This window comes from Nocardioides sp. J9 (genome assembly GCF_007829375.1).
In the GTDB taxonomy this organism is placed as follows: Bacteria; Actinomycetota; Actinomycetes; order Propionibacteriales; family Nocardioidaceae; genus Nocardioides.
Genome location: NZ_VLJQ01000110.1, coordinates 50687 through 62884, shown reverse-complemented (window position 1 = coordinate 62884; position 12198 = coordinate 50687). Strand labels below are relative to the sequence as shown.

Annotated in this window: 10 protein-coding genes; 6 read left to right on the top strand and 4 right to left on the bottom strand. The window is 72.4% G+C overall.

Annotation, left to right across the window (positions count from 1 at the left end; genetic code table 11):
• Positions 1 to 61: 61 nt before the first annotated feature.
• Complete coding sequence (locus L615_RS19000; RefSeq protein WP_036517889.1) at positions 62 to 652, bottom strand: PadR family transcriptional regulator; 591 nt, start codon at positions 650 to 652, stop codon at positions 62 to 64.
• 751 nt (positions 653 to 1403) lie between these two features.
• Between L615_RS19000 and L615_RS18995 the strand changes: the two genes are divergently transcribed.
• Positions 1404 to 3689: a transglycosylase domain-containing protein gene (locus L615_RS18995; RefSeq protein WP_145726128.1), complete on the top strand. Its 2286-nt coding sequence runs from the start codon at positions 1404 to 1406 to the stop codon at positions 3687 to 3689.
• A 3-nt stretch (positions 3690 to 3692) separates the two neighbouring features.
• Positions 3693 to 5165: a glycosyltransferase family 87 protein gene (locus L615_RS18990; RefSeq protein WP_145726127.1), complete on the top strand. Its 1473-nt coding sequence runs from the start codon at positions 3693 to 3695 to the stop codon at positions 5163 to 5165.
• On the opposite strand, the gene L615_RS18985 is transcribed toward L615_RS18990, so the two are convergent.
• The gene (locus L615_RS18985; protein ID WP_028656473.1) at positions 5123 to 6199 is read right to left on the bottom strand and encodes an alanine racemase; all 1077 of its coding nucleotides are present in this window, start codon (positions 6197 to 6199) and stop codon (positions 5123 to 5125) included. The genes L615_RS18990 and L615_RS18985 overlap by 43 nt on opposite strands.
• Before the next feature lie 4 nt (positions 6200 to 6203).
• Complete coding sequence (locus L615_RS18980; RefSeq protein WP_145726126.1) at positions 6204 to 7358, bottom strand: peptidoglycan bridge formation glycyltransferase FemA/FemB family protein; 1155 nt, start codon at positions 7356 to 7358, stop codon at positions 6204 to 6206.
• 65 nt (positions 7359 to 7423) lie between these two features.
• Between L615_RS18980 and L615_RS18975 the strand changes: the two genes are divergently transcribed.
• A complete protein-coding gene (locus L615_RS18975) occupies positions 7424 to 7840 on the top strand; it encodes a MarR family winged helix-turn-helix transcriptional regulator (protein ID WP_028656471.1) in 417 nt (138 codons plus the stop codon).
• A gap of 34 nt (positions 7841 to 7874) precedes the next feature.
• Here L615_RS18975 and L615_RS18970 read toward each other — a convergent pair whose 3' ends face one another.
• Complete coding sequence (locus L615_RS18970) at positions 7875 to 8678, bottom strand: deoxyribonuclease IV (RefSeq protein ID WP_036518436.1); 804 nt, start codon at positions 8676 to 8678, stop codon at positions 7875 to 7877.
• A 296-nt stretch (positions 8679 to 8974) separates the two neighbouring features.
• On the opposite strand from L615_RS18970, the gene L615_RS18965 reads away from it, so the two are divergent.
• From L615_RS18965 to L615_RS18955, 3 genes are all read left to right on the top strand, one after another.
• Positions 8975 to 10975 (top strand): FHA domain-containing protein, encoded by a 2001-nt coding sequence (locus L615_RS18965; RefSeq protein WP_028656469.1) that lies wholly within the window; start codon positions 8975 to 8977, stop codon positions 10973 to 10975.
• Positions 10976 to 11156: 181 nt separating this feature from the next.
• Positions 11157 to 11444 carry a 30S ribosomal protein S6 gene (gene rpsF, locus L615_RS18960; RefSeq protein WP_028656468.1) on the top strand — a complete coding sequence of 96 codons (288 nt, stop codon included), beginning with the start codon at positions 11157 to 11159 and terminating at the stop codon, positions 11442 to 11444.
• A gap of 119 nt (positions 11445 to 11563) precedes the next feature.
• On the top strand, positions 11564 to 12157 hold the full coding sequence (locus L615_RS18955) for a single-stranded DNA-binding protein (RefSeq protein ID WP_028656467.1): 594 nt from the start codon (positions 11564 to 11566) through the stop codon (positions 12155 to 12157).
• Positions 12158 to 12198 lie beyond the last annotated feature (41 nt).

Below are 12198 nucleotides of genomic sequence, written 5' to 3'. Positions count from 1 at the left end.
TTCCTTGGTACTCATCACATCTCGTGAATGTTCGTGGTGTCCCGGCCGGGGGTGCCCGGTCTCAGGACGTGGTGGGAGACGTCGGAGACGTCGGCGTCTCCGGCGCTGGCTGACCCTGCACGTTCCGCTCCGCGTTGATGAGGTCCGAGAGCCATCGGACCTCGCGCTCCACCGACTCCACACCGTGGCGCTGGAGCTCCGCTGCATAGCGGTCGGCCTCGGCCTGGGTCATCTTCAGCTCACGCTGCACCCGGTCGAGCCGCTCCTGGAGGCGGGAGCGACGTCCTTCGAGGACGCGCAACCGGATCTCCATGTCGGTGGAGGAGAAGAAGCGGAACCTGATGTCGAAGTTGTCGTCCTCCCATGCGGCAGGACCGACCTCGGACATCAGGCGCTGGAACTCCTCGGTGCCCTGCTGGGTCACCTTGTAGACGATGCGCTGCCGCCGGGACTGCTGCCCCGTCGGCACGACCTCCTCGATGAGGTTGCCGCGCAGCATCTTCTTCAGCGCCGGGTAGAGCGAGCCGTACGACAGGACTCGACCCCAACCGAGCATCAGGTTGAGCCGCTTGCGCAGCTCGTAGCCGTGCATGGGTCCCTCGTGCAGCAGTCCGAGGACTGCCAGCTCGATGGTGTCACCACGCCGTGCCATGCGATCTATCGTAGCGATATATCCGCGGAACGTGAACTCTCGATGGGTCGGAGTGTCTCTGGGTGTTCGGCGGGGCTGGTCGGGGCTGGTCGGGGCTGGTCGGGGCTGGTTCGGGTCTGGTTCGGGGGGTGCCGGCTCCCTTTCTCGCTCGGGGCCGGGGCGGGCGCCTGCGGCGCCTCCCGGCCGGCTCCCCCTGGCGGCTGCAAAGCGGGTCCCCACCAGCGCCCACCCTGTTACGCGGCGGTGGTCCGGTTGCCAGGCGCTGGAGGGGACCCGACTTGCCGCCAGGGGGACCGTCCGTCCGGCGCCTCCGGCGCCCGCCCCCGGTGTCGCTGCTGGTCGCCGGGACCCGCCCTCTCTTCCTGGTCGGGGTGGGTGTGGTGGTGGCTGGTGTGGTGGTGGCTGGTGTGGGGGTGCCTGGTGTGGGGGTGGCTGGTGTGGGGGTGCCTGCGGCGCCTCCCGGCCGGGCTCATCCGGCCGGCTGCAGAGCGGTCCTCCGCCGGCGCGCGGTCGTGCAGGTGCTGCTGGTCTCGTGCACGCGCCGGCTGCGGCCCGGCTTGCCGGCCGGGTGACCCGTCCGTCCGGCGCCTCCGCCGCCCACCCCCGAGGTGCGTGTGGCGTGCAGACGCCGGCTGCGGCCCGACGTGCCGGCCAGGTGGCCGGTCCGTCCGGCGCCTGCGGCGCCACTCCCGGGGTGCAGGCGGTCGCGGGAAGTCGGGACGAGAACCTGTGGCGCCGTACCCTGTGCTCCGTGGTTCAGGGAAAGCGCAAGGCAGCCGGCTCCTCCCCCCGTCGCGGCAAGCGGCCGGGGAAGAAGGGTGACGGCGCGCCGCGGACGTGGAAGCAGCGCCTGAAGAGGATCTCCCTGTGGGGTCTCGTCACCGCGGTGGTGATGGGCCTGCTGGGCCTGCTCGGGTTGTGGATCGCGTACCGGGCGATCGACATCCCCGACCAGAACGCCGAGTTCCTCACCCAGACCACCCGCGTCTACTACAAGGGTGGCAAGAAGGAGATCGGGCAGTTCGCGATCCAGAAGCGTGACTCGATCGAGTACGACGAGATGCCGCAGACGGTGAAGGACGCCGTCGTCGCGGCGGAGAACCAGAGCTTCTGGACCGACTCGGGCCTCGACCCGAAGGGCATCCTGCGGGCGGCGTTCAGCAACGCCCAGGGGAACTCCACGCAGGGTGCGTCGACGATCACGCAGCAGTACGTGAAGATCCTCTACCTGACCCAGGAGCGCACCTGGAAGCGCAAGGCGAAGGAAGCGATCCTCTCGCTGAAGATCAAGAACCAGCTCAGCAAGAAGGAGATCCTCGAGGGCTACCTCAACACGATCTACTTCGGGCGGGGCGCCTACGGCATCCAGGCGGCGGCGCAGGCCTACTTCGGTCGTGACGCCAAGGACCTCGACCTCGCGCAGTCGGCGACGCTCGCTGCGATCCTGAACAACCCCTACTCCCTCGACCCCGACAACGGCGAGGACGCGGAGCGGCGGCTGCTCGGCCGCTACCAGTACGTGCTCGACTCGATGGAGGAGATGGACAGGGCGTCGGCCAGCGACGTCGCGGCGGTGCGCAAGTCGTTGCCGAAGTTCCCGCGGATCCGCTCCGACGCGCAGTACGGCGGCCAGCGCGGCCACGTGCTGACGATGGTCCGCAAGGAGCTGCTCCGCCTCGGGTTCAGCGAGCAGGAGGTGAACGGCGGCGGGCTCAAGGTCACGACCACGTTCACCAAGAAGGCGATGGACGCGGCGCGCGACGGCGTGAAGGAGGAGCGTCCGGAGGGCTTCGGCAAGAACCTCCACGTCGCCGTCGCCTCGGTCGAGCCGGGCACCGGTGCGGTGCGCGGCATCTATGCCGGGCAGGACTACCTCAAGTCGCAGCTCAACTGGGCCGTCGAGGGCGGCCAGGCCGGCTCGACGTTCAAGCCGTTCGCGGTCGCCGCGGGCATCGAGGCCGGCTTCGAGCTCAAGGACACCTTCGACGGCAACTCGCCCTACGAGCTGCCGGGTGGCGGGCGTCCGTTCGAGAACCAGGGCAACGCCGACTACGGCCGGGTCAACCTGATCAAGGCGACCCAGGACTCCATCAACACCGCGTTCATCGACATGACGCTCGCGATGGACAACGGCCCGAAGGAGATCATCGAGGTCGCCAACCGGATGGGCATCCCGCCGGCCGAGCCGGCGAACCCGCCGTTCGGCTTCCCGACCTCGTCGCCGGGCCTCGAGCCGCAGACCGGTGTCTCGCTCGGCTCGCAGACCGTCAGCCCGATCAACATGGCCAACGGCTATGCGACCATTGCCAACCGGGGCGTGGCCGCGGACGCCTACATCATCGAGAAGGTCGTGGATGCCGACGGCGTGGTCCGCTACACGCACAAGGTGACCGACCGGCGCGCGATCCCCGAGGGCGTCTCCGACGACGTGGGCTACGCGCTGCAGCAGGTCGTCAAGGCCGGGTCGGGCCGGACCACGCTCGGACTCGGCCGTCCGGCCGGCGGCAAGACCGGCACCGCGACCAACGGCAAGGGGGAGGTCTCCTCCGCCTGGTTCGTCGGGTACACCCCGCAGCTGTCGACCGCGGTGATGTACGTGCGCGGCAAGGGCAACGAGCAGCTCAAGGACTGGCTGCCGTCGTACTTCGGAAGCGGCTACCCGGCCGCCACCTGGACGTCGGTGATGCAGAAGGCGCTCGAGGGCGAGCCGGTCGAGCAGCTGCCGGGTGCGGCGTGGGTCAAGGGCGAGGCGCCCAGCGACGGTCACGAGCCGGCCCCGCCGCCGCCGAAGAAGACGAAGAAGCCCAAGAAGGACCGGAAGACCGAGGAGCCCCGGACCACCGCTCCGGTGGAGACCCCGTCCGACGACCCGACGACCCAGCTGCCGACCGACCTGCCGACCGGGGACCCGACCGACCCGGACCCGACGGACGACCCGTCTTCGCCGTCGTCGCCGACGTCGACGCCGCCGCCCGGCAACGGCCGGTCGCCGGGGGCGTCCGCGTCGCCGCGCCCTCGCCGGCGTCCCGCCGCCTGACGCATGGCCGAGCGCGCGCCGCACGTCCACCCCACGCTCGACGACCCGGTCGTCACCGGCCTCAGCGAGGTCGTGGGCGGGCCGATGGGCGAGCGCGCCCGGCCGCACCGGTGGTGGACGCCGCTGCGGGTGCTGCTGCTGCTGACGGCGTTCACGTTCGCCCTCGGGCTGGTGCAGAAGGCGCCGTGCTCGCTGGCGGAGGGCAAGGACCAGAACTGGGTCTACTCCCACATGTGCTACACCGACCTGCGGCCGCTCTACGTGCCGCGGGGCATGGCCGAGGCGGCGTGGCCCTACTCGGGCGACCCGCAGACGCGGTCGCGCTACGAGGTGATGGAGTACCCCGTCGGCATCGCCTACTGGGCGTGGGGCACGGCGTGGGTGACGCACTGGCTCAACGGCTCGCCCGACCTCGAGGAGCGCTACCGCGCCCCCGTCGCCCAGCTGTACGACGACCCGGAGGTCGACGACGAGCAGACGATCTTCCTGCTGGTGAACGCGCTCGGGTTCGGCGCGCTCGCGCTGGTCGCCACCTGGCTGCTCTCACGCACCCACCGGGTGCGGCCGTGGGACGCGGCGGCGTTCGCCCTCTCCCCGACGTTGCTGCTGACCGGGCTGATCAACTGGGACCTGATCGCGGTCGCGCTGGTGGCCGGGGCGCTGTGGGCGTGGTCGCGCGACCGGGTGGTGCTGACCGGGGTGATGGTCGGCCTCGGCACGGCCGCCAAGCTCTACCCCCTCTTCCTGCTCGGCGGGTTGCTGATCATCTGCCTGCGCCAGCGCCGCTGGCGTGACCTGCTGGTGACCATCGCCGCGGCGGCGGGCTCGTGGGTGCTGGCCAACGCGCCGGCGTACCTCACCGGCCGCGAGCAGTGGGAGGTCTTCTGGACCTTCAACGCCGAGCGCACCGCCGACCTCGGGTCGGTGTGGATGCTGGTCGACCAGGCTGCCGACGTCGGGTTCTCGGCGCACACCATCAACCTGTGGTCGTGGATCCTCTTCGGGGTCTGGTGCGCGGTGGTCTTCGTCCTCGGCATGACCGCCGGGCGCAAGGTCCGTCCCGAGCAGGCCGTGCCCCGGCTGGCACAGCTCGGCTACCTGGTCGTGGTCGGCTTCCTGCTGGTCAACAAGGTCTACTCCCCGCAGTACGTGCTGTGGCTGCTGCCGCTCGCGGTGCTGGCCCGGCCGCGCTGGCGCGACCAGCTGGTCTGGCAGGCCAGCGAGGTCCTCTACTTCTGCACGATCTGGTGGTACCTCGGCGGCTACCTGGCCCCCGCGGGCGGCGGCGACGCCGGCTTCTACTGGGTCGGCATCACCGTGCGCGTGCTGGGCGAGCTCTACCTGGCGGCGGTGATCGCGCGCGACATGTACCGCCCGGACCGCGACCCGGTGCGGGAGGCGGAGCTGGTCGGTGCCGGCTCCCGGGTCGACGGTCAGCCGGTGATGACGACCCGGTCGAACGCCGTCGCGGTGTAGCGGACCCGCACGTCGACGTCCTCCCCGACCTCGGGCACCCGGGCGCCGTGCGGGAGGAAGAGCATCGACGCCTGCATGTGCGGCGGCTCGGCGAAGAGCCGCTGCTTGCCGTCGATGGAGTACGGCGAGCGGACGAACCCGACCGCGTCGAGGCCGCCGCGCGCGAGGGTGGCGGCGCGGGCCTTGATGGTCTGCTCGCCGGTCGGCGCCTCGAGCCCGATGCCGTGGGCGGTGCCGCCGCTGACGACCAGCACGTGGCCGGACTTGGGGGCGGTGCGGCCGCGGTAGCCGAACGCGTCGCCGCGCTCGACGGGGTGCACGTCGAGCACGGTCGCGCTCACCTTCAGCGCGCCCCGGTCGCCCAGCCAGAGACCGGTGCCGATGCGCGGGCGGAACCGGAAGTCGGCGTACTGGCCGCCCAGGGTGGCGAGCTCGGCGTCGGTGAGGTGGCTGACCCACACCTGGGGAGTGCCGCGGGTGGGGACCTCGGCGGCGACGTAGTCGTTGACCAGCCGGGTCACCTCCCCGACGTGGCCGCCCTGGCCGAGGGGGAGGTGCAGGGCCAGGCCCTCGACGTGGGCGCCGGGGTGCTTGCGGAGCAGCTCGCCGGCCTCCCACAGCTCGCGGGCGGCCATGCCGTGGCGGCGCATCGAGGTCATCCGCTCCAGCACGATCCGCGCCCCGGGGTCGGCGTGCAGCAGGGCGCGCAGGTCGTCGACCCGGCTGACGGTGTGGACCAGGCGCCGGGCCAGGGCCGCGTCGGGCAGCGGCACCCACGGCCGCCACGGGGTCAGCACGAGCAGGTCGCCGTGCCAGCGCTGCGCGACCTCGGGCAGCTCGTCGTAGGTGCCGACCGCGAGGGTGCGCACGTCGTGGCCGCGGTCGGCCAGCCACTGCGCCTTGCGGGCGAGGCGGCCCAGGGTGAAGCCGTAGCCGTTGCCCTTGGCGACGGGCACCAGGCCCGGGTGCGCGTCGGCGACGGACTCGAGGTGGGCCCGCCAGCGCGAGCCGTCGACGGTGAGGGTCAGGGACATCGGGTCACCCCCGCCGGGAGAGGTAGATCTGGAAGGCCTTGTAGAGGGCGCGGTTGACCGGCAGGTCCCACTCCCCGGCGTACTCGACGGCCTCGCCGCCGGTGCCGACCTTGAACTGGATGAGACCGACGTGCGGGTCGTCGGCGTCGAGGGTCTCGGTGATGCCGCGCAGGTCGTAGACCGCCGCGCCGGCCGCGATCGCGTCGCTGATCATCGCCCACTGCACGGCGTTGGAGCCGCGGACCTCGCGCTTCTCGGTCGACGAGGCGCCGTAGGAGTACCACGCGTGCTCGCCGACCCGGATCGCGATGGTGGCCGCGACCAGGTCGCCCTCGTGGCGCGCCAGCCAGAGGGTGAACCGCTCGTCACCGTCGGCGCGCAGGGCGTCGTACATCGTCTCGAAGTAGCGCAGGGGGCGCGGGGTGAAGTGGTCGCGCTGCGCGGTGTGGACGTAGAGCTCGTGGAAGGCCTTCAGGTCCTCGCGACCACCGGTGGAGACCTCGACGCCCGACTTGGCGGCCTTCTTGATGTTGCGGCGCCAGAGCTGGTTCATGCCCTTGAGGACCTCGTCCTCGGTGCGCTGCGTGCCGTCGGGGTGGCGCAGCGGGACCTGGAAGACGAACTGCGGCTGCCCGGCGGCGAAGCCGCCCTCGACACCCTGGTGGCGCCAGCCGAGCTCGTGCAGCTGGGCCACCACGCGGGCGCCGACGGGGCTGCGCTCCTCGGGCGGCAGCTGGCTGAGCAGGCGCACGTCCGGGTCGGCGATGCCCTCCTTGACCTGGGCGGTCGACCAGCGCCGGGTGGGCACGGGCGGACCGATCCGCACCGCGAACGCCCCGGCCTTGCGGAGGTGGGCGACCATCGGCTCCAGCCACGCGGCGAGGTCGTCGCCGTCCCAGTCGATGACCGGGCCCTCGGGCAGGTAGGCCAGCGAGCGCTTGAGCTTCGGCAGCTGGCGGTAGAGCACCAGCGCGACGCCGACCAGACGGTCCTCGGCGTCGAACCAGCCGATCGACTCGTGGCGCCACTCGGCCTTCACCTTCCCCCACCCGGGGGTCTGCAGGAAGCTCGCCGACGGGAGCGAGGCCAGGTGCGCGCTGTGCTCGGCGGCGGTGATGGTGCGGACGGTGCGGACGGGGTTCGGGCGCACGCTCGGCATGTCCCTCAGGCTATCGGCCGGGGGGTGGCCCGGGTGCCCGCCCCGTCGACGGGTACCGCCCGGGCATGACCGCACCGCGCCCGCTCCCCTACTGGACCAGCACCGTCAGCCGGCTCATCGACGAGCAGGTGGAGGACGCCGTCGCGGCGGCCGGGCTGACCCGACCGCAGTGGCGGGTGCTGGACCGGCTGGCCAGCGGGTCGGTGCAGGTCGACGACGCGCCCGAGCTGCTCTCGCCGTACGCCGGCGGGCAGGCGCCTGCCGAGGTGCTGGACTCACTGGTGGCGGACGGGCTCGCCGAGGAGCTCAGCCAGGAGTACCGGCTCACCCCCGCCGGCCACGAGCGCGTCGACGAGCTGCGCGCCGGGCCGGTGCAGGCCGTGGCCGACCGGGCGACCGCGGACCTCTCGCCCGAGGAGCACGACGCCCTGCTCGACACCCTCGAACGGATCGCGCGGAGCCTCGGCTGGCTGGGGGACTGAGCCGAGGGCCGGCCCCGGGCCGGGGCGCCGGCGCTCAGGCGTCGCCGATCCGCTCCCGCAGCCACTCGAAGTCCGCGACGTGCGCCTCGGCCGGGCCGGGCGTCTCGCAGACGACCGGCGCCCCGGCGTCGCGGACCACCTGCGCGAGCAGGTCGGGGTCGATCTTGCCGGCGCCGAAGTTGGTGTGCCGGTCGGCGCCGGAGTCGAAGGCGTCCCGGCTGTCGTTGGCGTGCACCAGGTCGATCCGGCCGGTGATGGCGCGGATGTCGTCGACGATCGTCTCCAGCGCGTTGCCGCCCGCGTGGGCGTGGCAGGTGTCGAGGCAGAAGCCGACCATGTCGGCGCCCTCGGCGCTGGCGATCGCCTCCCACGTGCCCTTGATCCGGTCGAGGTAGCGGGTCATCGCGTTGGTGCCGCCGGCGGTGTTCTCGATCAGCAGCGGCACCTTGATGTCGGTCGCCTCGACGGCCTTGCGCCAGTTGTCGAAGCCCTTGGCCGGGTCGTCCTCGTCGGTGACGTGCCCGCCGTGCACGATCAGGCCCTTCGCGCCGATCTCGGCCGCGGCGTCCATGTGCTGCTGCAGCAGCTTGCGGCTGGGGATCCGCTGGCGGTTGTTCGTGGTCGCGACGTTGATCAGGTACGGCGCGTGCACGTAGAGGTCCACGCCCGCCGCCTCCGCGTCCTTGCGCAGCCCCTCGGCCCCACCCTCGTAGGCCACGACCGGGCCCTTGAACGACTGCGGGTTGCCCAGGAAGAACTGCACCAGCGGCGCGTTGCGCGCAGCCGCCTCCGCGATCGGGTCGGTCTGGTCGACGTGGGCTCCGATGCGCAGGCTCATGGGGTCCATCGTAGGAAGCGGCTCCGACAGGGGTCTGCCGCGTGGTGGCATCGGCGGCCGCGCGTAGCCGACCGTCCCCCGGCCGGTCGGCTGTCGGCGCGGAGTCGGCACGGGCTCCGCCCGCGCCGCCGCAAGCGGCCGCCGCTGCGTCGTTCGGGCAGGAACTGCAGACGACACGCCGGCCGGAGGTGCAGCTCGTGCCCGATCGAGGTGTCCCGCCCGGGTCCGATCCCCAGAACACGGGTATTTCGGTAAACCAGTGCCAGAAGATCGGCGCGCGCACTAGCGTCCCGCGGGTGCAGAACCTGACCGCCCGCATCGGTGACCGGACCTGGACCCTGACCCCCGCCCAGGGCGCGACCGTCGGCCGCGACCCCGGCAGCACGGTCCAGGTCGACGAGCCGCGGGTCTCCCGCAACCACGCCCAGCTGCGCCACGACGGCACCGGGTGGGTCCTGGTCGACACCGGCTCGAGCGGCGGCACGTGGCTCAACGGCGTCCGGGTCACCGAGGTGCGCGTCGCGGCGCACACCGAGGTCCGGCTCGGCGCGATCGACGGTCCGGCGCTGGTGCTCGTGCCCGAGGGGGCCGCGCAGCGGCCGGCCGCCCCGGTGCTGCCGACCGGCGTGGCGCCCGGTCTCGCGCAGACGGTGTTGCCGGGCACCGGGCCGACGGGGCCGGGCTACGTGGGTGGCCCCGGCGTCGTGGTGCGGGTCGGCGGCACGACGCACCGCTTCCCGCCGGGCAGCGCCGTGCGGATCGGGCGCGACCCGGCCGGTGAGGTCGTCGTCGACGACCCGTCGGTCTCCCGCCTGCACGGCGTGGTCGAGGGCCGCCCCGACGGCTGGTGGTACGTCGACCGCTCCTCCGCCGGCACCTGGCGCGACGCGGACCGGGTCACCCAGCTCCGGCTGGACGAGCCGACCACGCTGGTGCTCGGCCACCCCACTGCCGGGGTCGAGGTCGAGGTGGTGCCGGTCGTGGACGCCAGCCAGGCGCAGCGCTCGATCGCGCGGAAGAAGCGCAAGGGCCGCGGCACCCTCGTCGCCGGGATCGCCGCCGTCGCGGTCATCGCCGCGGCCGGCGTGGGCACCGCGGTGGTGCTCACCGGCGACGACGGCAAGGACGGACCCGGCAGGTCCGACGACCCCGGCCTCAGCACCGCCGAGCTCGACCGGGCCAAGCTCGCCAGCGTGCTGATCCTCGCGGTCGGCCCCGACGGCCAGGTGCTCGGCAACGGCTCGGGCTCGGTCATCAGCGAGGACGGGCTGATCCTCACCAACGCGCACGTGGCCGACCCGGACGCGCCCGGGCAGAACCCGCCCGGCGAGGAGCCGGCCGGCTACAAGATCGCGCTGGTCTCCCCCAGCGACGACGAGCCGGCCGCTCCGTCCTTCACCGCCGAGACCATCGTGTCCGACGGCGTGCTGGACCTCGCGGTCATGAAGATCACCGGCGACGCCGAGGGCAACGCCATCGACGAGGACGACCTCGACCTGCCCGAGCCCCTCGAGCTCGCCGACAGCGACGACGTCCGCACCGGCGACCAGATCACGGCCCTCGGCTACCCCGCCATCGCGCACGTCGCGACCGGCGAGGAGTTCGAGCGACGGGCGCTGACCGTCACCCGTGGCGTGGTGTCCACCTTCCTGCAGGAGCGGCCCATCCACGACAGCCGCGCCTGGATCGACTCCGACATCCGGATCGGGTCCGGCAACTCCGGCGGCGCCTCGATCAACGAGGACGGCGAGATCATCGGCATCAACACCGCCGTCGTCACCGAGGCCACCGTCGGCGGCAGCGGCGAGGGCGGGGCGTTCACCGGCGGCTCCGCGCGGATCCGGCCGGTCAACTTCGCCCGCGACATCATCGAGATCGCCCAGGAGGGCGGCGACCCGTCGTACGTCTCGCCCTTCCTGGAGGAGCTGCCGGACCAGCCGGCCGACCCGATGGGCGGCGAGGCGTCGGCCAGCGGCGCCGGGTGGTCGCTCGACGGAGGCAACGACTGTTCGGTCCCGAGCACCATCGACTCCCCGCAGACCCTGTCCGGGGTGAGCCTGCCCGGGACGCTCTACGCCCACTTCGCGGTGAACGGGCTGCCCGACGGGACGCCGTTCCGCATCGACGTCTACGACCCGCAGGCGACCAAGCTCGGCTCGCTCGACGGCGTGTGGTCGCTCGGCGCCGGCGAGGTGTGCGCCCAGGTCCAGCTCGAGCTCCCGGCCGGGCTCGACGGGGCGAACGCCGTGCTGGTGGTCGGGGAGACCTCCATCGAGAACCCGGTCTGGTTCCAGTGAGCGGGGAGCGCCCGGACCGGGATTGGGTCCAGCACCCCGCGCGCTGTTAACCTCTCCTGTCCGGTGCCGACAGGCGCCGTACTGCAGCACCCCGTCTGCCCGGCCGAACCGGTGCAGGCATGCAGAGCCCTCCTGCCACGGAGAGTCCGTGGCCGTCAGTCCAGAGGAGGTGGAGACCGCTTTGCGCAACTACGAAGTCGTGGTCATCCTCGACCCGAGCCTCGACGAGCGGACGGTTCAGCCGTCGCTCGACAAGTACCTGAACGTCGTCCGCAACGACGGCGGCACCGTCGACAACGTCGACGTGTGGGGCAAGCGCCGCCTGGCGTACGAGATCAAGAAGCACGCCGAGGGCATCTACGCGATCATCAAGCTGACCGCGGCGCCGGCGACGATCGACGAGCTCGACCGTCAGCTGACCCTCAACGAGTCCGTGCTCCGCACCAAGGTCCTGCGCCCCACCGTCTGAGGCACTCGACCCGTCCTGTGGATGCCGCCTGTTCAATGTCGGCCCCACCGGACACGATGGGGGCCGTTGCCCGGGGCTGACCCGGGCGGGCCACTGAACCCACTCACCAGGAGACCACCATGGCTGGCGACACCGTCATCACCGTTATCGGCAACCTGACCGACGACCCGGAGCTTCGCTTCACCCCGTCGGGCGCTGCGGTTGCCAACTTCACGGTGGCGTCGACCCCGCGCTCGTTCGACCGTCAGACGAACGAGTGGAAGGACGGGGAGACCCTGTTCCTGCGCTGCTCGGTCTGGCGCCAGGCCGCGGAGAACGTCGCCGAGTCCCTGCAGAAGGGCATGCGCGTCATCGTCCAGGGCCGGCTCGTGTCGCGTTCCTACGAGGACCGCGAGGGCCAGAAGCGCACCGTCAACGAGCTGCAGGTCGACGAGGTCGGCCCCTCGCTGACGTGGGCGACCGCCAAGGTCACCCGCGCCAACCGCTCCGGCGGTGGCGGGGGCTACGGCGGCGGCGGCCAGCAGGGCGGCGGCCAGGGCGGTTTCGGTGGCAACCAGGGTGGCTACGGCAACCAGGGTGGGGGACGTCCCGCGGGTGGCGACCCGTGGGGCAGCCAGCCGGCCTCCGGCGGATCCAACACGGGTGGCGGCGCGCCGGCCGGTGACCCCTGGGCTGCCCCGGGTGTCTCCGGTGGCGACGAGCCCCCGTTCTGAGCTACATCAACCAACCATTCCGGCCGTCGTTGACTGACGCG

What these genes read in the sequence shown, in the direction of transcription:
- L615_RS18990 (WP_145726127.1), top strand. Translation starts at nt 3,693, where the DNA reads ATGGCCGAGCGCGCGCCGCACGTCCACCCCACGCTCGACGACCCGGTC.
- L615_RS18985 (WP_028656473.1), bottom strand. Translation starts at nt 6,199, where the DNA reads ATGTCCCTGACCCTCACCGTCGACGGCTCGCGCTGGCGGGCCCACCTC.
- L615_RS18975 (WP_028656471.1), top strand. Translation starts at nt 7,424, where the DNA reads ATGACCGCACCGCGCCCGCTCCCCTACTGGACCAGCACCGTCAGCCGG.
- L615_RS18980 (WP_145726126.1), bottom strand. Translation starts at nt 7,358, where the DNA reads ATGCCGAGCGTGCGCCCGAACCCCGTCCGCACCGTCCGCACCATCACC.
- L615_RS18955 (WP_028656467.1), top strand. Translation starts at nt 11,564, where the DNA reads ATGGCTGGCGACACCGTCATCACCGTTATCGGCAACCTGACCGACGAC.
- L615_RS19000 (WP_036517889.1), bottom strand. Translation starts at nt 652, where the DNA reads ATGGCACGGCGTGGTGACACCATCGAGCTGGCAGTCCTCGGACTGCTG.
- L615_RS18970 (WP_036518436.1), bottom strand. Translation starts at nt 8,678, where the DNA reads ATGAGCCTGCGCATCGGAGCCCACGTCGACCAGACCGACCCGATCGCG.